The sequence below is a fragment of the Herbaspirillum frisingense genome (assembly GCF_047325095.1).
Taxonomy (GTDB): domain Bacteria; phylum Pseudomonadota; class Gammaproteobacteria; order Burkholderiales; family Burkholderiaceae_D; genus Herbaspirillum; species Herbaspirillum frisingense.
In genome coordinates this window covers 4736759-4758413 of sequence record NZ_CP168558.1, presented here as the reverse complement: position 1 = coordinate 4758413, position 21655 = coordinate 4736759, and the positions used below count along the sequence as shown (strand labels likewise).

Annotated in this window: 18 protein-coding genes; 8 read left to right on the top strand and 10 right to left on the bottom strand. The window is 63.5% G+C overall.

The window, feature by feature from the left end:
• Window positions 1-36: 36 nt before the first annotated feature.
• The 5 genes from upp to ACEOAC_RS21630 all read right to left on the bottom strand — a co-directional run bounded on the left by upp (window position 37) and on the right by ACEOAC_RS21630 (window position 5176).
• On the bottom strand, window positions 37-684 hold the full coding sequence (gene upp / locus ACEOAC_RS21650) for a uracil phosphoribosyltransferase (protein WP_006461705.1): 648 nt from the start codon (window positions 682-684) through the stop codon (window positions 37-39).
• A gap of 111 nt (window positions 685-795) precedes the next feature.
• A complete protein-coding gene (locus ACEOAC_RS21645; RefSeq protein WP_413628577.1) occupies window positions 796-1944 on the bottom strand; it encodes an FAD-dependent monooxygenase in 1149 nt (382 codons plus the stop codon).
• A 130-nt stretch (window positions 1945-2074) separates the two neighbouring features.
• Window positions 2075-3421, bottom strand: coding sequence for an aminopeptidase P N-terminal domain-containing protein (locus ACEOAC_RS21640; RefSeq protein WP_413445185.1), 1347 nt, complete (start codon window positions 3419-3421; stop codon window positions 2075-2077).
• Window positions 3418-4134, bottom strand: coding sequence for an N-acetylmuramate alpha-1-phosphate uridylyltransferase MurU (gene murU, locus ACEOAC_RS21635; protein WP_413445184.1), 717 nt, complete (start codon window positions 4132-4134; stop codon window positions 3418-3420). The genes ACEOAC_RS21640 and murU overlap by 4 nt, the downstream gene beginning before the upstream one ends.
• 10 nt (window positions 4135-4144) lie before the next feature.
• Complete coding sequence (locus ACEOAC_RS21630) at window positions 4145-5176, bottom strand: aminoglycoside phosphotransferase family protein (protein ID WP_241811317.1); 1032 nt, start codon at window positions 5174-5176, stop codon at window positions 4145-4147.
• Window positions 5177-5273: 97 nt separating this feature from the next.
• Here ACEOAC_RS21630 and ACEOAC_RS21625 point away from each other — a divergent pair, with 97 nt between their 5' ends.
• From ACEOAC_RS21625 to ACEOAC_RS21590, 8 genes are all read left to right on the top strand, one after another.
• Window positions 5274-7559 carry an LPS-assembly protein LptD gene (locus tag ACEOAC_RS21625; protein ID WP_413445183.1) on the top strand — a complete coding sequence of 762 codons (2286 nt, stop codon included), beginning with the start codon at window positions 5274-5276 and terminating at the stop codon, window positions 7557-7559.
• 25 nt (window positions 7560-7584) lie between these two features.
• Window positions 7585-9093 (top strand): peptidylprolyl isomerase, encoded by a 1509-nt coding sequence (locus ACEOAC_RS21620; RefSeq protein ID WP_241811319.1) that lies wholly within the window; start codon window positions 7585-7587, stop codon window positions 9091-9093.
• Window positions 9094-9219: 126 nt separating this feature from the next.
• Window positions 9220-10248, top strand: a complete 1029-nt coding sequence (gene pdxA, locus ACEOAC_RS21615; protein ID WP_413443923.1) for a 4-hydroxythreonine-4-phosphate dehydrogenase PdxA — start codon at window positions 9220-9222, stop codon at window positions 10246-10248.
• Window positions 10249-10279: 31 nt separating this feature from the next.
• On the top strand, window positions 10280-11062 hold the full coding sequence (rsmA, locus tag ACEOAC_RS21610; RefSeq protein ID WP_241811321.1) for a 16S rRNA (adenine(1518)-N(6)/adenine(1519)-N(6))-dimethyltransferase RsmA: 783 nt from the start codon (window positions 10280-10282) through the stop codon (window positions 11060-11062).
• 170 nt (window positions 11063-11232) lie between these two features.
• Window positions 11233-11622 carry a hypothetical protein gene (locus ACEOAC_RS21605; RefSeq protein WP_006462859.1) on the top strand — a complete coding sequence of 130 codons (390 nt, stop codon included), beginning with the start codon at window positions 11233-11235 and terminating at the stop codon, window positions 11620-11622.
• 227 nt (window positions 11623-11849) lie between these two features.
• On the top strand, window positions 11850-12254 hold the full coding sequence (gene gloA / locus ACEOAC_RS21600; RefSeq protein WP_006462860.1) for a lactoylglutathione lyase: 405 nt from the start codon (window positions 11850-11852) through the stop codon (window positions 12252-12254).
• A gap of 158 nt (window positions 12255-12412) precedes the next feature.
• On the top strand, window positions 12413-13666 hold the full coding sequence (locus tag ACEOAC_RS21595) for a chloride channel protein (protein ID WP_244436278.1): 1254 nt from the start codon (window positions 12413-12415) through the stop codon (window positions 13664-13666).
• A gap of 182 nt (window positions 13667-13848) precedes the next feature.
• Window positions 13849-15981: a TonB-dependent receptor gene (locus ACEOAC_RS21590; protein WP_413443924.1), complete on the top strand. Its 2133-nt coding sequence runs from the start codon at window positions 13849-13851 to the stop codon at window positions 15979-15981.
• Between the two features lie 19 nt (window positions 15982-16000).
• On the opposite strand, the gene ACEOAC_RS21585 is transcribed toward ACEOAC_RS21590, so the two are convergent.
• The 5 genes from ACEOAC_RS21585 to glyQ form a co-directional block, all read right to left on the bottom strand.
• Entirely contained in the window at window positions 16001-16978 is a 978-nt protein-coding gene (locus tag ACEOAC_RS21585; RefSeq protein WP_077237472.1) for a M48 family metallopeptidase, read from the bottom strand.
• Between the two features lie 52 nt (window positions 16979-17030).
• Window positions 17031-17816 (bottom strand): lysophospholipid acyltransferase family protein, encoded by a 786-nt coding sequence (locus ACEOAC_RS21580; protein WP_102661735.1) that lies wholly within the window; start codon window positions 17814-17816, stop codon window positions 17031-17033.
• Between the two features lie 58 nt (window positions 17817-17874).
• Window positions 17875-18432, bottom strand: a complete 558-nt coding sequence (gmhB, locus tag ACEOAC_RS21575; RefSeq protein WP_006462865.1) for a D-glycero-beta-D-manno-heptose 1,7-bisphosphate 7-phosphatase — start codon at window positions 18430-18432, stop codon at window positions 17875-17877.
• A gap of 87 nt (window positions 18433-18519) precedes the next feature.
• Window positions 18520-20640 carry a glycine--tRNA ligase subunit beta gene (gene glyS / locus ACEOAC_RS21570; RefSeq protein ID WP_413443925.1) on the bottom strand — a complete coding sequence of 707 codons (2121 nt, stop codon included), beginning with the start codon at window positions 20638-20640 and terminating at the stop codon, window positions 18520-18522.
• Window positions 20641-20722: 82 nt separating this feature from the next.
• Complete coding sequence (glyQ, locus tag ACEOAC_RS21565) at window positions 20723-21634, bottom strand: glycine--tRNA ligase subunit alpha (RefSeq protein ID WP_077237376.1); 912 nt, start codon at window positions 21632-21634, stop codon at window positions 20723-20725.
• Window positions 21635-21655: the final 21 nt, after the last annotated feature.

Below are 21655 nucleotides of genomic sequence, written 5' to 3'. Positions count from 1 at the left end.
GCGCAACCCGTTTTTTCTTGGCGACTGCCAGGTCGCTTATTTGGTGCCGAAGATGCGATCCCCTGCATCGCCCAGGCCCGGCACGATGTAGGCGTCCTCGTCCAGGTGAGAGTCCAGCGAGGCGACATAGAGCTTCACGTCTGGGTGCGCATCGGCGAAGACCTGCACGCCTTCCGGGGCGGCGACCAGTGCCACGAAGACGATGTGCGAAGCCGGCACGCCGCGCTTCTTCAGCGCATCGACGGCATAGACGGCGGAGTTGCCGGTGGCCACCATGGGGTCGCACAGGATCATGATGCGGTCCTGCAGGTCAGGCAGGCGCACCAGGTATTCCACCGGCAGGTGGTTCTCGTCACGGTAGACGCCGATATGGCCCACGCGGGCTGAAGGAATCAGTTCCAGCAGGCCATCGCTCATGCCTACGCCAGCGCGCAGCACCGGCACCACGGCCAGCTTCTTGCCGGCGATCACAGGCGCCTCGTAGGTGACCAGCGGGGTCTCGATGGTCTCGGTGGTCAGCGGCAGGTCACGCGTGATTTCATAACCCATCAGTAGCGTGATTTCACGCAGCAGATCACGGAAGGTACGTGTGGAGGTGCGCTTGTCGCGCATGTGCGACAACTTGTGCTGGATCAGCGGATGGTCGAGGATGAAGAGGTTCTTGAAGCGCGGGTCTTGTTTCATGGCAAATGCGTGTCTGCTAGGTGGGGCGGCTGGCGCCGCGAGCCAGCATTGTCGCATTTCCTGACCGCATGCGCGACGGGCTGGTACCGCGCGCATGCAGCTTTATTCACATCAGCGACGGCCGAACATCATCTGCCCGGCCAGCAGGGCGCGCGCACCGGGCAGCAGGTCGATGGCCCCCAGCGACAGGCCTAGCGCGGCCTGCAGCGGCGAGCCCTGGGGTGAGCCAGCGAAGATGCGCGCCATCAGGTCGGTCAAGCGGATGGTCAGGCCCCGGTCCTGGTCACGTTGGCGGTCGAAGGCCTGCAGCGCTTGCGGCGTGAGGTCACGGGCCAGCACATCGGCCAGTACACGGGCGTCGCGCAGGCCAAGATTCAGGCCCTGGCCGGCGACGGGATGCAGCGTCTGCGCGGCATTGCCGATGGCCACGACACGCCGGCCCTGGCCGGGGCGGGCGTTCAGGCCCAGCGGGAAGGCGTGGCGCGGGCTGATGCGGGTGAAGCGCCCGAGCCGCTCGCCGAAGGTCCGCTGCAGGGCAGCCAGGAAGGCGGTGTCGTCCAGCGCCAGCAGCTGTTCGCCGGTGGCCGGACGGACACACCAGACCAGGGCATAGCCATCGTCCTGCGGCAGCAGCGCCAGCGGGCCTTCATCGGTGAAGCGCTCGAAGGCGCGGTGCGCGACGGGCTGGTCGGCATGCACATGGGCGATCACGCCCAGTTGCTGGTAGTCACGCTGCAGGGTCTTTTGCTGCTGCTCACCGAAGACGCCGCCCTCGGCCTGGATCACCAGTGCAGCGCGCAGCACCTGGCCGTCCTTGAGGGTGACGGCAACGTGGTCGTCCTCTTCGCTGATGTCCTGCGCCTCGGCCGGTCGCATCAGCGTCAATCCTAATGGCGCGATGGCGGTCGCCAGCGCCCGGTTGACTTCCCCGTAGCGGGCCACATAGCCCAGCGCTGGCAGGTCGTAGTCCTTGCGGTCCAGTAATGTGCGGCCGAAATGACCGCGGCGCGAGACGTGGATCTGTTCGATGGCGGTGGCGCTGCGGCCGATGTCGTCCCAGGCGCCCAGTTCTTCCAGGATCTGGCGGCTGCCATAGGAAAGCGCGATGGTGCGTGGGTCGGCGGCGGCCTGCTCGGGCGTCTTCATGTCGATCACGGCGATGCGCGCCGCAGGTCGCTTACGACGTGCCAGCAGACCGGCCACGCTCTGGCCGACCGGGCCGCCACCACAGATGATCAGATCGAAATCGACGGATTGCATGATGCCGGATGATGCCTTGGATGAAAGATTCGGGAAGGCGTCATTGTAGCGGAGCCACGGCGACCGGGCTTGATCCGGCGCATGCCGTGGATTCCTGGGGGCGGGCAGCGGTGATCCCGATGCCCACCGGTCAGCCCTGGCGCATCAGGGCTTCGATATCGTCGACCCGGGTGGGTACGCCGGTGGTCAGCAGCTCGCAGCCGGCGGGGGTGACATGGGCGTCATCCTCGATGCGGATGCCGATGTTCCAGAACTGTTCCGGCACGCCTTCACCCGGACGCACATAGATGCCAGGTTCGATGGTCAGCACCATGCCCGCCTGTAGCGTACGCCAGGGTTTGCTGCCGTCGGCGGTGGCCGGATCGCGATAGTCGCCCACGTCATGCACATCCATACCCAGCCAGTGGCCGGTGCGGTGCATGTAGAACTGACGATAGTCGCCCTTTTCGATGACGTCCTCCAGCGAGCCGACCTTGCTCTTGTCCAGCAGGCCGGTGTCCAGCATGCCCTGCGCCAGTACGCGCACGGCGGCATCATGTCCGTCCATGAAACGCTTGCCCGGTGCGGTTTCGGTGATGGCGGCCGCCTGCGCGGCCAGCACGATTTCATACAGTGCCTTTTGCGGACCACTGAAGCGGCCGTTGGCCGGGAAGGTGCGGGTGATGTCGGAGGCGTAGCTGTCCAGTTCGCAGCCGGCGTCGATGAGTACCAGATCGCCGTCCTTGATCTCGGCGTCGCCGGCGCGATAGTGCAGCACGCAACTGTTGGCACCGGTGGCGACGATGGAGCCGTAGGCCGGATATTGCGAACCGTTGCGACGGAATTCGTGCAGCAGCTCGGCTTCCAGGTGGTATTCACGCAGACCGGGGCGGCAGATGCGCATGGCGCGGCAATGCGCCTCTGCGGAAATGACGCCGGCGCGCTTCATGAGGTCGATCTCGAAGGCGTCCTTGAACAGGCGCATGTCGTCCAGCAACACGTTCACATCGACCACTGCACCCGGCGCCGACACGCCGCTGCGGGCCAGTGCACGCACGCCTTGCAGCCAGCGCTGCAATTGCGCATCACGCCTCTCGTCCTGGCCCAGTGCAAAGTAGACCGCGCGGGCGTCGGCCAGCAGGGCCGGCATGCTCTTGTCCAGTTCCTCGATGGGATGGGCGGCGTCCAGGGCGAACAGCTGCTGTGCGGCTTGCGGGCCGTGACGGTAGCCGTCCCAGATCTCGCGTTCCAGGTTCTTGTCGCGGCAGAACAGGATGCTACGGTTTTCCTTGCCGGCCACTAGCACCAGCACCGCCTCAGGTTCGGTGAAACCGGTCAGGTAGTAGAAATAGCTGTCATGGCGATACGGATAGTCGGCATCGCGGTTGCGCATCACCTCGGGTGCGGTCGGGATGATGGCCACGCCCCCTCCGGCTTGTTGCAGGCTGGCGATCAGACGCGCCCGGCGGGCGGCGAAGGGAGTGGCGTCGAAGCTCATGGCTGGTTTCCTTGGGGCGGCTGGTTCAGTGCTTCCAGTTGTTCGATGGTACCGACGTTGTGCCACACGCCGCGATAGACGTCACCACCGATACGGCCTTGCGCCGCATACTCGCGCAGCAGCGGGCCAAGTTTGGCATGCTCGCCAGGGGTGATGCCATCGAACATCTGCGGGCGGTACACGCCAATGTTGGCGAAGGTCAGCTTGGGTTCACCGTCATTGGAGAGGGCAAAATTGTTCAGTGCGAAGTCGCCTGCTGGATGGAAGGGCGGATTCTTGACCAGATACAGCCAGGCCATGTCGCGTTTGTCTTCCGGCAGCGGATTGCCCCACGGGTCTTCGTCTTCCAGCACGCTCAGCAGTTCGGAGTAATCGAAGTGCGGGCACCAGATGTCGCCGGATACTGCAATGAAAGGCTCCTCGCCCAGCAGGTGGCGCGCCTGGGCGATGCCGCCTGCGGTTTCCAGCGCCGTGCCTTCGGCCGAGTAGCGCAATTGCGCACCGTAGCGGCTGCCGTCACCCAGGGTGTCTTCGATCATCTGCCCCAGATGGGCATGGTTGATGACGATCTCGGTGATGCCGGCGCGCACCAGCGACAGGATCTGCCAGACGATCAACGGTCGGCCGCGGACCTTCAACAGCGGCTTGGGGCAGGTATCGGTCAGCGGACGCATACGCTCGCCGCGTCCGGCGGCGAAGATCATGGCTTTCATGGTCGGCGCCTCAGAAGGTGTAGCCGAACTTGGGTGCGTGTTCCTGTTCCAGCTTTTCGATCAGGCGCACCAGCGGGGTGAAGGCCACGTAGCGGCGCGCGGTCTTGAGGGTGTATTCCATCACCAGCGGGATGTCCTTCAGGTAGCCATCCTTGCCATCGCGATGCCACAGACGGGCGAAGATGCCGAGTACCTTCAGATGGCGCTGCAGGCCCATCCACTCGAAGTCACGGTAGAAACTGTCGATGTCGGGTGTCACTGGCAGGCCGGCGCGGCGCGCCTTTTCCCAGTAACGGATGGCCCAGTCCAGCACCATTTCCTCGTCCCACTGGATGTAGGCATCGCGCAGCAGCGAAACCAGGTCATAGGTGATGGGGCCATAGACCGCATCCTGGAAATCGAGGATGCCCGGATTGCCCTTGGGCATCACCATCAGGTTGCGCGAATGGTAGTCCCGATGCACATAGACCTGCGCTTGCGCCAGGTTGTTGGCCAGGATGGCGTCGAAGGTCTTGTCCAGCACCGCATTCTGCTCGTCGGTGAGCGTCACGCCCAGGTGCTTGCCGATATACCACTCGCGGAACAGTTCCAGCTCGCGCAGCAGCAGCGGCCGGTCATACTCTGGCAGCGCTTCGGGCTTGCTTTGCGCTTGTAAAAGTACCAGGGCCTCGATCGCGTCCATGTATAGTGCGTGCGCGCTATCGGCCGACAGTTGCGACAGGTAGGTGGTCGAACCCAGGTCCGAAAGCAGCAGGAAACCGCGTTCCGCATCCTGTGCCAACACCTTGGGCACGGTCACGCCGGTTTCGCCGAAGAGGCCGGCGACCTTGACGAAGGGGCGAACGTCTTCCTGCGGCGGTGGGGCATCCATGACGATGGCCGTGCCACCGTCCGGTGTGTCCACGCGGAAATATCGGCGGAAACTGGCGTCGGCCGAGGCCGGGCGCAGGGAAGAGGGCAGCACGGGCGTGGCGGCCAGGGTGGACAGCCAGGCTTGCAGTTCGGACAGGCGGGAATCGGGGTTAGAACCAGGTGAAGACATGAACTATCTGAGGAAATCGTTGGACGTGGTTGAGTTCCCATATAATAAGGGATTAACCCCAAAAAATCCGCCTGCACGGTATCTAGCCTCTCTTTTCATGATCCGGTTTTCCAAGTCTTTAACTGAACGTACTGTCAACTGGCGGCTGGCGCGTCTGTTTTCTTCGGCAATGGTGGTGGCTTCGGCCTCGGCCCTGTTGCCGCTTTCCGTGCACGCGCAGATGAGCCTGCCCACGGCCTCGCCAGCACCCACCCCGGCGCAGGACCAGGATGCCCCGGTCAATGTCAGTGCCGAGCAGATGACCGGCCGTCCGGATCGCCAGGTCAACCTCGATCGCGACGTCGAACTGGTCAAGGGCAGCACCACCATCAAGTCCGACAAGGCCGAATACCGCATCATCCAGGACGAGGTCGAAGCGACCGGACACGTCTGGATGCAGCGCCTGCAGGACCAGTACACCGGCGACTATGCCGAGATGAACATGGGCACCGGCGCGGGCTATGTGACCAAGCCGACTTATCTGCTGGGCAAGAACGGCGGACGCGGCAAGGCCGAACGCATCGATTTCATCTCCGACGATCAGGCCAAGGTTACCCAGGGGACCTACAGTACCTGCGAGGCGCCTGATCCGGACTGGTATCTGCGTGCCAACACCATGGATCTGGACAGCGGCCGTGACGAGGGCACCATGCATAGCGGCTTGCTGTACTTCAAGGATGTGCCCATTCTGGGTTCGCCCTGGATGTCGTTCCCTCTGTCGGGCGAGCGCAAGTCGGGTGTATTGCCGCCCACCATCGGCATGACCAGCAATGGGGGCGCCGAACTGGCGGTTCCTTATTACTTCAACCTGGCGCCCAACTATGATCTGACGCTGGTGCCGAAGTACATCGCCCGTCGCGGCCTGCAAATGGGGGCCGAAACCCGTTACATGGGCGATAGCTACAACGGTGTCACCTATGTCGAGGGCATACAGGACCGGGTTACAGGCACGGGGCGCTATTCGCTGTCCTCGATCCATAACCAGACCCTGGCCCCCGGCCTGCAGCTGGCGTGGAATCTGAACAAGGCTTCCGACAACGACTATCCGTCCGATTTCTCGCATTCCATCACCGGCAGTACGCAGCGCCTGTTGCAGCGTAATGTCAGCCTCAGCTACAGCAGCACGTATTGGAACGTGACCGGCCTGGTCTCCAAGTACCAGTTGCTGCAGGACGTCAATGCCCCGATTTCCAAGCCCTATGACCGTGTACCGCAGCTGACTTTCAACGGTACCCGCTATGACGTCGGCGGCTTCGATTTCAATACGGTCGCCGAATTCACCCGTTTCAGCAGCGGCGACCTGGTCGGGGGCGATCGCAGCTATGTGACGCAGACCGTGTCGTATCCGATCATCCGTCCCGGCTACTTCATCACGCCCAAGGTGATCCTGGATGCCACGCAATACAGCCTGAACAACACTTCAGTTGGGCAGCCGACCACCTTCTCGCGTACCTTGCCGACCCTGTCGCTGGACTCGGGCATGATCTTCGAGCGTGAATCCAACCTGCTCGGCCGCAGCATGACGCAAACGCTGGAGCCACGCTTGTACTACGTGCGTACGCCTTATCGTGACCAGTCGCAATTCCCGGTATTCGACTCGGCCCTGGCGGACTTCAACTTTGCCCAGATCTTTACCGAGAACCGCTTCGTCGGCCACGACCGTATCAGCGATGCCAACCAGCTGACCGCTGCCGTGACCTCCCGCCTGATCGAGGAGAACGGCCTGGAGCGCCTGCGCGCCGCAGTCGGTCAACGCTATTACTTCACCGACCCCAAGGTCGGCATCAGTGGCACCACGACCACGAACCTGGGCAGCAAGTCCGACCTGCTGCTGGCACTGGGTGGCCAGATCACGCGCGAATTCTCCACCGACAACACGGTGCAGTACAGCGAAACCCTGCGCCAGATGGTGCGTTCGACCTTCGGCATCCGCTGGCAGCCCGCCCCCAAGCGCGTGCTGAACCTGCAATACCGTCTCGACCGTACCTATATCAATCCCTACACCGGCGTGCTCGACCCGCTCAAGCAGGTGGACATCTCCGGTCAATGGCCCCTGACCCAGCGTATCTACGCCGTGGGCCGCATGAACTACTCCATCCCCGACCGCACCGTGGCCGAAGGCCTGGCCGGCTTCGAATACAAGGCCGATTGCTGGGTCTTCCGGGTGGTCGCGCAGCGCATCCCGACGTCCTCTACCAAGGCGTCCACAGGCTTCTTCATCCAGCTCGAACTCAACGGCTTCTCAAAGATCGGTTCCAACCCGATGGAGGCGATCAAGAGCAGCGTGCCCGGTTACCAGAACGTGAACCTGCCGGACTCCATGACCGGCAACAACAACTTCTAACCTTTTACGAACCAACGATTAGTCCATGCGTAATATGCGTACACCACACCTCGCAACAACCAAAACAGTGACCGCGCTGCTGTGCATGCTGGGCGTGATCAGCAATGCGCATGCGCAGTTCGCGACCACCATCATCCCCGTGACACCGCCCGAGACCGCAGCCAGCACCCAGCAGGCCGCACCGGCCAAGGCGGCGTCCAAGCCCGCCACCAAGCCGGCTGCCGCCAAGCCGGCGGTGCCGGCCGCAGCACCTGCGGCAGCGGTGGCCACCCCGGCCACCACAACCGGCGGCCGCGTCGATCCGCGCCCGGTGGATTCGATCCTGGTGGTGGTGAATAACGAAGTCATCACCCGCCAGGAAGTGGCCGAACGCCTGGCCAGCGTGGAAAAGCGCATGGCTGCGCAGAACGTGCAGCTGCCGCCGCGTGCGCAACTGGTGCGTCAACTGGTCGAACGCATGATCGTCGAACGGGCCCAGGCCCAGATGGCCAAGGAAAACGGCATCGTGGTCGACGACAGCATGCTGGATCGTGCCATGCAGCGCATTGCCGAACAGAACAAGCTGTCGATGCCGGAATTCCGCGCCCGCCTGGAATCCGAGGGCATGAACTACGCCAGCTTCCGCGAAGAGATCCGCCGTGAAATCCTCAGCCAGCGCCTGCGCGAGCGCGAGGTCGACAACAAGGTGGTGGTCACAGAATCCGAGATCGACAACTACCTCGCCGCCGAAGCCAATGCCGGTGGCCAGCGCCAGGAACTCGACATCGCCCAGATCCTGATCCGCGTGCCCGAAAACGCATCCCCCGAACAACTGGCCGCCCGTCGTGAACGCGCCGAGGATGTCCTGCGTCAACTGAAGACCGGTGCTGATTTCGCCAAGACCGCGGCCGCGTATTCCGACTCTGCCGACGCCCTCACCGGTGGCGATCTCGGCTGGCGTCCGACCGATCGCCTGCCGCAGCTGTTCCTCGACGGCGTGGCCAAGCTGCAGGATGGCCAGGTCAGCGGCCTGCTCAAGAGTGGTAATGGCTTCCACATCCTCAAGCTGGTCGGCCGCCGCGACGCCGGTGGTACCCAGGCCGCTGCCCCGGCTGTGCAGCAGACCCATGTGCGCCACATCCTGATCAAGGTCAACCAGGTGGTCACTGCCGCCGAAGCCAAGCGCAAGCTGACCGAACTCAAGGAACGCCTGGACCACGGCGCCTCTTTCGAGGAACTGGCCAAGCTGTACTCCAATGATCTGTCCGCCTCCAAAGGCGGTGACCTGGGCTGGATCTACCCCGGTGACACCGTCCCCGAGTTCGAACGCGCCATGGACCAGTTGAAGCCGGGCGAAGTCAGCCAGCCCATCGAGACCCCGTTCGGTTACCACCTGATCCAGGTGGTCGAGCGCAAGACCGACGACGCTTCCAAGGAACGCACCCGCCAGGCTGCGCGCCAGGCCATCCGCGATCGCAAGATCGAGGAAGCCACCGAGGACTGGATGCGCCAGATCCGCGACCGCGCCTACGTCGAGTACCGCAACGACGAGTAAGTGCAGTGAAGTGTAGTGACAAGAGGATAAGAGGGCGCCTTTGTGCCCTCCCTCCCGCGCAAGAGGCCGGCCCCGTTGCCGGCTCTTGCATTTTTGAAGCCCGCTATCGTGAGTCCTGAAGACGCCATGAACCGACCCATTCTTGCCCTGACCTGCGGCGAACCGGCCGGCATCGGTCCAGAGATTTCCCTGCGTGCCGCCTGGGAGCTGCGCGCGCAGGTGCGTTGCATCCTGTTGGGGGATGCCGCGCTGCTGGCCCAGACCGCCCATGACATCGATCCGGCCATGCGCGTGGCCGCCATCTCCATCCAGGCCTGGCGCAACAGCGGCCTGCCGCACTTCCCGCAGGACTGCCTCACCGTCATTGACTGCCCCGTGGCCGAGCCGGTGCGCCCGGGCGTACTGGATGCGCGCAATGGCCGCGCCGTGCTGCAGACACTGGACCTGGCCGTGCAGGGGGCACTGGATGGCGCTTTCGCCGCCATCGTCACCGCCCCGCTGCAAAAAAGCAGCATCAACGATGCCGGCGTCGCCTTTACCGGCCATACCGAATACCTGGCCGAGGTCACCCACACCCCGCAGGTCGTGATGATGCTGGCCGGTGGCGATGCCCCCCATCTGCGTGTGGCCCTGGCCACCACGCACCTGGCCTTGAAGGATGTGCCGGCCGCCATTACTGCCGCCAGCCTGGCGCGTACGCTGGATATCCTGCAGGCCGACCTGCGTGGCAAGTTCGGCATCGCCAGCCCGCGCATTCTTGTCACCGGACTCAACCCGCATGCCGGTGAAAACGGTTATCTGGGCCGAGAGGAAATCGAGGTCATCACGCCCGCGCTGGAGGCCGCCCGTGCCCGCGGCATCGATGCCCGAGGCCCGTATCCGGCAGACACCCTGTTCCAGCCCAAGTACCTGGAGCAAGCCGATTGCGTGCTGGCCATGTACCATGACCAGGGCCTGCCAGTGCTCAAGTTCGCCAGTTTCGGACATGGCATCAACATCACGCTCGGACTGCCCCTGATCCGCACCTCGGTCGATCACGGCACCGCCCTGGACCTGGCCGCCGCTGGCCTGGGACACGCCGACCACGGCAGCATGCTGGTGGCCATCCGCGCCGCCGCCGACATGGCGCGCCGGCAACAGAACATGGGCCGCTGAGGCCCGCCGCAACAAAACACAAGAGCAGACCATGAAACATATCCCGCGCAAGCGCTTCGGCCAGAACTTCCTCACCGACGACCTGGTGCTGCACGACATCATCCGCTCCATCGCACCCGCCGCCGATGACGCCATGGTTGAAATCGGTCCCGGCCTGGCGGCGATGACGGCCTTGCTGCTGGAGGAACTGCGCCACCTGCATGTGGTGGAACTGGATCGCGATCTGGTGGAACGCCTCAAGAAGCGCTTCGATGCCGCCCGCCTGACCGTGCATTCGGCCGACGCGCTCAAGTTCGATTTCGCCAGCATCCCGGTACCGGAAGGGCGCAAGCTGCGCGTGGTCGGCAACCTCCCCTACAACATCTCCAGCCCGCTGCTGTTCCACCTGGCCGAGATCGCCCCGCAGGTGCAGGACCAGCACTTCATGCTGCAAAAGGAAGTGGTCGAGCGTATGGTGGCCGAACCGGGTGGCAAGGCCTACGGGCGCCTGTCGGTGATGCTGCAATGGCGGTATCACATGGAGCTGCTGTTCGTGGTGCCTCCTACCGCCTTCGACCCGCCGCCCAAGGTCGATTCCGCCATCGTGCGCATGATCCCGCTGGCCCAGCCCATGCCCTGCCAGCAGGCCCTGCTGGAGCAGGTGGTGACCAAGGCCTTCTCGCAACGTCGCAAGGTCATCCGCAACTGCGTGGCGGGCCTGTTCAGCGAAGACGAACTGCGCCAGGCCGGCGTCGATCCCCAGGACCGGCCGGAAGCCGTGCCGGTGCAACAGTTCGTGGCATTGGCCAACCTGCTGGCGGCCCGCCAGGCCTGATTCACCCTGGTTCGCGCCACTGGATGGTGCCGCGTTGCACTTTATTACAGACGCTTGGCCCATCCGTAAGAACTGTAACGAAGTTTCATATTTGGTGGATTTGAGCTGAAGCTGTCTTATATTGGAATCGTGCCGCGACAGATCGCGGACTACTTTGACAGGAGCCAATCATGGCCAGCAAAAAAATCGCATCGGTATTGATCGCCACCACTCTTCTTGCTTCTGCTGCAGTCGTCAGCGCGCCCGCCATGGCGCATGACCGGGGCGGCAACGGAGCGGCCATCGCTGCCGGTATCATCGGCGCCGTCGCCATCGGATCGCTGATCGCCAACGCCAATTCCGCACCGGTCTATCAGGCCCCGCCACAGCAGGTCTATTACCAGGCCCCCCAGCCGGTGTACTACCAGCCGCCGCAGCAGGTGGTGTACGAGCAACCGCGTTATTACGCACCTCCGCCGCCGCGCCCGGTGCGTTACGTTGAGCGTACCGAAGTGCGCACCTATCGTTACGACGACCGTTATCGCTACGACGACCGTTCCGCTTACTACTACGGCCGTTGAGGCAGGACACGGGACTGGTCACCCGCTAACGGTCCAGGACATCCACGGCGTTAGCCATCTTGAGGAAAAACGGGCAATCCACGGATTGCCCGTTTTTTTTTGAGTCTCCCTCTGCTGGCCACCGACTGCCTGACCGCCCCGCATCTGCCCGCCTGGGCGCGAGTCCCCCAAATCGGGGATAATGTCGGCTTGCGTCACATTAGCCATGAATCAAAAGGAGTCGCCAAGTGAGAATGTTGCATACGATGCTGCGTGTGGGAAATCTGGATCGTTCCATCGATTTCTATACCCAGGTGCTGGGCATGAAGCTGCTGCGCAGGAATGACTACCCTGACGGCAAGTTCACGCTGGCTTTCGTCGGTTACGGCGAAGAACGTGATCACACCGTGCTCGAACTGACCCATAACTGGGACACCGAATCCTACGACCTGGGCAACGCCTACGGTCATATCGCCATCGAGGTCGATGACGCCTATGCCGCCTGCGACGCGGTCAAGGCCAAGGGCGGCGCGGTCACCCGCGAAGCCGGCCCGATGAAGCACGGCAAGACCGTGATCGCCTTCGTCACCGACCCGGATGGCTACAAGATCGAGTTCATCCAGAAGAAAGAGCAGTACAACGCCGCCGACTGAGGCGAGCGACTGCCAGCCTGCCAGCCCGCTCATGCGGGCTTTTTTCATTGCGAAGACTGGCCGGTCGCTACTCCGGTACCCACGTGGAAGCCACATCACTGCACCAACAACGACAACAGGAACGCCAATTGAGCCTCTACCAACTTTCCAAAAGCCACATGCGTCGCCTGTGGGTCGAATACGGCATTCTCTGGAGCGGTGCCATCATCGTCGGCCTGGTGGCGGTCCTGTATGCGCAGGCTATCGAGATCGGTTTCGGTGTCTTTCGCAGCATCGAACATCGCTCGCCCTGGCTGCCGTTGCTATTGACGCCGGCCGTCTGTGCCGCCTGCGTCTGGATCACGCGGCGCTACTTCCCCGGGTCTGAAGGCAGCGGCATTCCCCAGGCCATCGCTACCTTGCACGGGGATACCGCCGAGCGTGGCAATGCGCTGCTTTCCATTCGTGTCATGGTCGGCAAGATCGTGCTCTCGGTGGTGGCCATTGCCGGTGGCATGACCATCGGCCGGGAAGGCCCGACGGTGCAGATCGGCGCGGCCATCATGTACAACCTGCGCCGTCTGTATCCAGCCGGATACGAACACATGGAGCGCCGCCTGATCCTGGCCGGCGCGGCAGCCGGTCTGGCTGCCGCGTTCAATACCCCGTTGGCCGGGATCGTCTTCGCCATCGAAGAACTCTCGCGCAGCTTCGAACAACGCGCCAGCGGGGTGGTCATCACCACCATCATCTTCGCCGGCCTGGTGGCGCTGTCCATTAATGGCAACTACACCTATTTCGGTTCGATTGCCTTTCCCGGCGAGACCAGCGGCCGGCTGATCCTGGCGGTGGTGGTCACGGCCGTGCTGACCGGCGTGGCCGGTGGCCTGTTCTGCTGGCTGATCCTCAATCCCACCCGCTGGATTCCTGCTCCCGTCGTGACCCTGCGTGCCGAACGTCCGGTGGCCTTTGCCGCCGGTTGCGGTTTCGTCGTCGCCGTCATCGGCGTAGCGGCCGGTGGCGCCACCTTCGGAAGCGGCTACGAGCAGGCGCACGGCTTGCTCAATGATGGCCAGGGATTGTCGGTGTTCTATCCCTTCCTGAAGTTCGCCTCGATGATCGGTTCTTACCTGCCGGGCCTGCCGGGCGGGATTTTCGCGCCCTCGCTGTCCATCGGCGCCGGTTTCGGCAACCTGCTGCACCTGCTCTTCGGCGGGACTTCGCTGCCCATGCTGGTGGCGCTGGCCATGGTCGGCTACCTGGCGGCAGTGACGCAGTCACCGATCACCGCCTTCGTGATCGTGATGGAAATGGTCGACGGCCACGCACTGGTGATTTCGTTGATGGCGACTGCCTTGATCGCGTCAGCCGTCTCCAAGGTCTTTGCGCCGCCGCTGTATGAAACCCTGGCAGAGCGTTACCTGAAGCATTGATTCTGATGAGTCGTCCGGCAACTGCGTCAATTTGACGCAGTTGCCCATCCCCTTGTCCTCTTTGCATCACCGTCATCGTCGTCGCTTCAAGCGGCGGGTCGCGACAATATGTCGCAGCCCTGCAGCGCCGCTCTTCCTGATAATTGTCAGCCTACCGATAACGACAATCACAGGGGAGTTCCATGCAATTGACACCTTGCGCCTGCGCCATTGCGCTGGCCTTCGCTGCGTGCGGCCATGCGCTGGCACAAAGCACCGACGACACCCGTCTGCCCACCGTCACAGTCCATGGCGAGTCGTCGGCTCCGAGCACCGCAGCCACTGCGGCAAGCGCTGACAGCACCGCGCTGCTGCGCGACCAACCAGGCTTCTATGCCGCTGCCGCCGGTGGCGTCTCGGCACTGCCGGTGCTCAACGGCTTTGCCGCCGACCGCCTCAAGATCCGCCTGGATGGGATGGAAGTCACCGCCGCCTGCGGTAACCAGATGAACGCGCCCATGTCCTACATGCCACCATCGCAGGTCGGCATGACGCGGGTGGTGGCCGGCATCACGCCGGTCAGCATTGGCGGCGACAGTATCGGTGGCAGCATCGAACTGTCTTCGCCGGCACCACAGTTTTCACAACAGGCGGGGCAGTTGTTGAGCAAGGGTGGGTTCTCGGTCTCGGCACGCAGCGTCAACTCCGAAGTATCGACCTCCGTCAATGCCACGGTGGCCAGCGATAGTCTGTCCGTCAGCTACGTGGGGAGCCAGTCGCGTGCCGAGAGCTATGTCAACGGTAACGGCGACAAGGTCCTCGGCAGCCAGTTCGAGAGCAACAACCACGCATTGACGCTGGCGGCGCGGGGAGACGACCAGCAGCTGGTGCTCAAGGTCGGCCAGCAATACATTCCCTATCAAGGCTTCCCGAACCAGTACATGGACATGACGGGAAATCGTTCCACCTTCGCCAACCTGGGCTACGACCGTCGCTTTGGCTGGGGCAAGCTGTTGACCAAATTGTATTGGCAGCGTACCGAACACGAGATGGGCTTCTTCAGCGCAGAGCGCAGCGGCACCATGCCCATGGATACCCGAGGCCGCGACATGGGCTACAGCGTGCGCGCGGACATCGATCTGGGTCAGGACGGTGCCAGCGTGCTTCGTCTGGGCAACGAATTCCACAGCTTCCACCTCGATGATTTCTGGCCGCCGGTACCGGGCTCGATGATGATGGGGCCGAGCACCTATGTGAACATCAACGATGGCAGTCGCGAGCGCATGGCACTGTTCGCCGAATGGGAGCACAAGCTCGATGCGCGCTGGACCACCCTGGTCGGCGTACGCGACGAACTGGTCAGGACCGATGCCGGCAACGTGCAGCCTTACGGTACCGGCATGATGAATATGACCGACCTGATGGCGGCCAACGCCTTCAACGCACGGGATCACGCACGGCGCGACAACAACATCGATGTCACGGCGCTGGCGCGCCTGGAGGCCGATGCCGGTCACACCTACGAGTTCGGTTATGCCCGCAAGACTCGCTCTCCCAACCTGTACGAGCGCTACACCTGGGGTCGCGGCACCATGGCCATGACCATGACCAACTGGTTCGGCGATGGCAACGGTTATGTCGGCAATATCGACCTCAAGCCGGAGGTGGCGCATACGCTGTCGGCCACGGCGGACTGGCACAGCGAGGACAGTGAGGGTGGCGATGGTGCCGGGCCGCGCTGGTTCTTCAGGCTCACGCCCTACTTCAGCTATGTCGAGAACTACATTGATGCGGATGTGATCGGCAGCTTCAATCCCTACAGCGTGAGCAGTGCCTCCGGCAAGCTACTGCAGTTCGCCAACCACGACGCCCGTCTGTACGGCATCAATGCCTCGTGGAAATGGCCGCTGTGGCGCACCGCTGGCCTGGGTGACATTGCCTTCACCGGCAAGGCCGGTCTCACGCGCGGCAAGCGAGTCGACGGCGGCAACCTCTATCACATGATGCCTTTCAACGTGCTGGCTGCGCTGGAACAGAAACGCGGTGCCTGGACCCACCGCGCCGAATTGAACTACGTGGCCCGTAAGACGCTGGTGGACAGCAATCGACTGGAACCGGTCACCGCCAGCTACACCGTCGTCAATCTCAGGACCACTTATCGCTTCAACCAGGCCATCAGCGTCAATGCGGGCATCAGCAATCTGTTCAACCGCAATTACGCCGACCCGCTGGGCGGGGTCTATCTGTCGGGACTGGCCAATGCCAAGAGCGGCAGCCTGCAAGCCTTGCCCGGCTATGGACGTTCGCTGGATGTGGGCGTGAATGTGAGTTTCTGAGCACGCCAGGGCGCGCCGGTCAGAAGATCGGCAGGGTTTCCGGCGCGCTGTCGCGCAAGGCCTTCTTGGCCGATTCGAACTCGGGGAAGATCGATTGCACCGTGGCCCAGAAGCGCGGGCTGTGGTTCATCTCGCGCAGGTGCGCCAGTTCGTGGGCGATCACGTAGTCGATCAGCGGCAGGGCAAAATGCATCAGCCGCCAGTTCAGGCGGATGCGCGCATCCGAGGTGCAGGAGCCCCACTGCGTGGTGGCCGACGACAGCGCATAGGAGCGATAGGTCACGCCCAGCTTTTCGGCATAGATCATCAGGCGCTTGCCGAACAGCTCTTCAGCGCGCGCCTGCAGCCAGCCCTGCACGCGATCCTTCAATTGCTGCTCGCCGGCATCGGCCGGCAGGCTGATGTTCAGTTCGCGCGTCACCTCATCGAGGAACACCGCCTGGCGCTGGCCGGTACGGATTCGCAGGGTGATGTCCTGGCCCAGGTAGGGCAGGGTGGCGCCGTCACGCCATTGCATCTGCGGTTGCAGGCGTCGTGCCGAGCGCTCGCGACGTTCGTTGAGCTTGGTGAGGATCCAGCGTTGCTTTTCGCGGATGGCATTGTCGATTTCGGCCAGGGTCACCCACTTGGGCGCGGTCACGCGTAGACCTTCATCGCTGACCAGGAAGCCGATGGTTCGGCGCTTGGAACGCAACAAGGCGAAATCGATGGTGTGTTCACCCAGGTGGATGCGCCGCTTGCCATCGGCCGGTCGCCCGCTGGGTGGGGCCGGCAACGGGTTGGCCGGTGTCGCTGGCGGTGCGATCAGGGGCGTGGGCAGCGGCGCGGCATGCACCACCGGATTGGGCGTGACGATCAGCGGTGGCTGTACCGTCGGCGAAGGCAGCGCCGGGCCGAGTTCGGCCGGTGGCGCAGTCGCAGTTGCGGGCGCCGCAAACAAGTCCAGTTGCAGCGAGAGCTGGTCGGGATTGGGCTTGGGTTTGCGCAGGTGTATCAAGGTGGTCGCGGCGTCCTGGGGGCAATAGGCTAAGGATGGAGGCCGCGCAGCATTACTGGGAAGCAGCTTGGGCGGCCGGCCGGGGCGCGCTGTTTTTGTAGACGTCCGGCGAAATCACGCGCATCTCCGATTCTATCCAATTTTCGACGCGCTCGTTCAACTCCTGGGGATTGAGGCCTTCCGGCGAAATCGGCTTGCCGATGGACACCGTGATCAGCCCCGGTTTCTTGATGAAGCTGCCCTTGGGCCAGCACTCCCCGGAGTTCATCGCCACCGGTACCACCAGGGTATTGGTTTCCACCGCCAGGCGCGAACCGCCGGCCTTGTACTTGCCTTGCGAGCCGACTGCGGTGCGCGTGCCTTCGGGGAACATCATGATCCACTGACCATCCTGCAGGCGGCGGCGGCCATGTTCCAGTACCTGGGCAAAGGCGTCACGTCCTTTCTTGCGGTCGATCGGGATCATGCGCAGCAGGGCGATGCCCCAGCCGAAGAAGGGCACATAGGTCAGTTCCTTCTTGAATACGAACACCAGCGGACGCGGGCTGTTGATGACGTAGAAGATGGTTTCCCAGGCCGACTGGTGCTTGGACAGCAGGATTGCCGGCGCATCGGGCAGGTTCTCCTTGCCGCGTATCTCGTAGCGGATGCCGCAGATCACGCGCGCGGTCCAGATCACGAAGACGTTCCAGCGCGACGTCCACCAGTATCGCTGGGCGTAAGGGAAGGGGGCCGACAGCAGGCAGGCGAAGGACCAGATGATAGTGGCCACGGCCATCAGGACCATGAAGACTACCGAACGCAGGATCAGTACTAGGCGCAAAATCGTTTCTCCCATGCCAAGGCATGTTGTTGTTGTGAGGGGATGCTGCCCGCCTTGCGACGGGCTGCCGGCACTATACCGAAACCCCGACCGGCGACTTCAGGATGAAATCAACCACAGCCGATAAATCCGGGAAAACCAGCGTGCCAGGCGGCAGACCGCCCTTGGCCTGGGTCTTCTCGCCCTTGCCGGTGAGCACCAGGAAGGGCGCGCAGCCGGCCACATAGCCGGCCTGCAGGTCGCGCAGCGAATCGCCGACGGTGGTCACGCCACCGCGCAGGCTGATGTTGAAGCGCTTGGCGATCTCGTGGAACATGCCCGGCTTGGGCTTGCGGCAATCGCAGTTGTCGGCGTCCGAGTGCGGGCAGAAGAATACCGCATCGATATCGGCACCGACCTGCTGGGCCGCCGTGTGCATCTTCTGGTGGATGGCGTTGAGGGTCTTGATGTCGTACAGGCCGCGCGCCACGCCGGACTGGTTGGTCGCCACCACGACGCGATAGCCGGCCTGGTTCAGGCGCGCGATCGCCTCCAGTGAACCCTTGATGGGGATCCACTCGTCGGGGGACTTGATGTAGGCGTCGGAATCATGATTGATGACGCCATCGCGATCGAGGATGATCAGTTTCATGCCTGCTGCTTCCCTTCATGAACACCGCCGCGCAGGAACAGGCCCATGCGCGGCGGATCGGTACGACGGTCGGGCGTGGCGCGTTGCTTACGCCGCCAGCTTGGAAATATCGGCCACCTGGTTCAACATGCCGTGCAGCGCCGCCAGCAGTGCCTGGCGATTCTTGCGCAGTTGCTCGTCCTCGGCGTTGACCATGACGTCGTTGAAGAAGGCATCGACGTTCTGGCGCAATTGCGCCAGCGCCTTCAGGGCGCCGGCAAAGTCGCCCTTGGCGTAGGCGGCCTCCACCTGTGGACGGGTGGTCTGCATGGCCGCGAAGAGGCCCTGTTCGGCCGCTTCCTGCAGCAGGCTTTCCTGCACCGCGCCGTGGGCATCGATGGCCACGCCTTCGATCTTCTTCAGGATGTTGGTGATGCGCTTGTTGGCCGCAGCCAGGGCTTCAGCCTCCGGCAGGGCAGCGAAGGCCTGCACGGCTTGCAAGCGTTCGACCACGTTGTCCAGCACCTCGGGTTGCTGCGCCACTACCGCTTCGACTTCGTTCTGCGCAAAGCCGCGCTCGCGCAGCAGGCCACGCAGGCGGTCGTAGATGAAGGCACGCACGTCGGCACGCGGGTCCTTGAAATTGGCATTGCCGGCGAACAGAGCCGCAGCCGCGTCCAGCAGCGCGGTCAACGACAGCGGCAGGCGTTTTTCAACCAGCATGCGCAGCACGCCCAGGGCGTGACGACGCAGGGCGAACGGGTCCTTGTCGCCGGTCGGCTGCAGGCCGATGCCCCAGATGCCGACCAGGGTTTCCAGCTTGTCGGCCAGGGCCACGGCGGTACCGGTCGCGCTGGCGGGCAGCGCATCGCCGGCAAAGCGCGGCTGGTAGTGTTCGGAGGCGGCCAGGGCGACTTCGTCGGGCTCGCCGTCATGGCGCGCATAGTAAGTACCCATGATGCCCTGCAGTTCGGGGAATTCACCCACCATGTCGGTCAACAGGTCGGCCTTGGCCAGCAGGGCGCCGCGTTCGGCCAGGGCCACATCGCCGCCCATCAGCGTGGCAATCTTGCCGGCCAGCGCCTGCACGCGCTCGGTACGCTGCAGCTGGTTGCCCAGCTTGTTGTGGTAGACCACGTTGGCCAGTTGCGGGACACGTTCGGCCAGGGTCTTCTTCTTGTCCTGCTCGAAGAAGAACTTGGCATCCGACAGGCGCGGGCGCACCACGCGCTCGTTGCCGCCGATGATGTGTTCCGGATGGGCGGTCTCCAGGTTGGAGACGATCAGGAAGCGCGAACGCAGCTTGCCGGCGTTGTCGGTCAGCGCGAAATACTTCTGGTTGGTCTGCATGGTCAGGATCAGGCATTCCTGCGGTACGGCCAGGAATTCATCCTCGAACTTGCATTCATAGACCACCGGCCATTCGACCAGGGCCGTCACTTCGTCCAGCAGCGAATCGGGCATCAGCACCTGGTCGGCCCCCGCCTTGGCCAGCAGCGCGGTGCGGATCTTTTCGCGGCGCTCGGTGAAGCTGGCGATGACCTTGCCTTGCGCAGCCAGGGTTTCCACGTAGGTTTGCGGCGCGCTGATCTGCAGCGCACCGGAGGACAGGAAGCGATGGCCCAGCGTGGTACGGCCGGCATCCAGGCCCAGGATGTTGATCGGCACCACGTCGTTGCCCAGCAGTGCCACCAGGTAGTGCGCCGGGCGGACGAAGTGCACCGTCTCGCCGGCAGCACGGCCGAACTGGCGCTGATAGCTCATCAGCTTGGGGATGGGCAGCTTGGACAGGCTCTCTTCCAGCGCCGCCTGCAGGCCCACGGCCAGGGCCGAGCCCTTGGCGGTGTAGGTGTAGAAGAAACTCTCGGCCTTGCCGTCCTGCGCGCGTTCGAGCTGGTCCGGGGTGATCACGGTGGCACCGGTGGCGGCGGCCAGGGCGGCCAGCTTTTTCACCAGCGGTGCGGCCGGACGGCCTTCGGCGTCCAGCGCCACGGTGACCGGCAAGACCTTTTCACGGATGGATTTGTCGGGCGAGGCGGCGCGCACGCCGGTGATGGACACGGCCAGCCGGCGCGGAGTCGCATGGGCGGTGGCGGCGGCATCGGATTCGAGATAGCCGCGGCTTTGCAGGCCGTTGAAAATGCCGGATGCAAAAGCATCGCCCAGCTTGGCCAAGGCCTTGGGTGGCAGTTCTTCGGTGACGAGTTCTACGAGGAGTGTCTGGTTCATGTTGTCTGTCTTGCTGTCTTGCTCGGGACGCCGGCCCTGGGCCGACGCCGCATGATGTCATTGGCCGTGTTCAGCCCGCTCTTCAGGCTGCAACCTTGGCCTCGCCCAGCATCGGGAAGCCCAGGCGTTCGCGCGATTCGAAGTAGGCCTGCGCCACCGAACGCGAGAGGTTGCGGATGCGACCGATGTAGGCGGCACGCTCGGTCACCGAGATGGCGCCACGGGCGTCGAGCATGTTGAAGGTGTGTGCCGCCTTGAGGACCTGCTCGTAGGCCGGCAGTGCCAGCGGCACCTCCATCAGGCGCTTGGCTTCGGCTTCGTAGTTGGAGAACAGCGAGAACAGGAACTCGGTGTTGGAATACTCGAAGTTGAAGGTCGATTGCTCCACCTCATTCTGGTGGAACACATCGCCATAGGTCAGGTGTTTCTTGACGCCGTTCTCGGTCCATTCGGTCCAGACCAGGTCATAGACGTTTTCCACGCCCTGCAGGTACATCGCCAGGCGTTCGATGCCATAGGTGATCTCGCCCAGCACCGGCTTGCAGTCCAGACCGCCGACCTGCTGGAAATAGGTGAACTGCGTCACTTCCATACCATTGAGCCAGACTTCCCAGCCCAGGCCCCAGGCGCCCAGGGTGGGATTTTCCCAGTCATCCTCGACGAAGCGCACATCGTTCTGCTTCAGGTCCAGGCCCAGGGCTTCCAGCGAACCCAGGTACAGGTCCAGGATGTTTTCCGGGGCCGGCTTCAACACCACCTGGTACTGGTAGTAATGCTGCATGCGGTTGGGGTTTTCGCCATAGCGGCCATCCTTGGGACGGCGCGAGGGCTGGACATAGGCGGCGCGCCACGGCTCGGGGCCGATCGCGCGCAGGAAGGTCGCGGTGTGCGAGGTACCTGCGCCGACTTCCATGTCATAAGGTTGCAGCAGCGCGCAGCCCTGGGCGTCCCAATATTCTTGCAACTTGAGGATGATTTGTTGAAATGTCAGCATCGTGTGTGGTTGCCTGGCGAA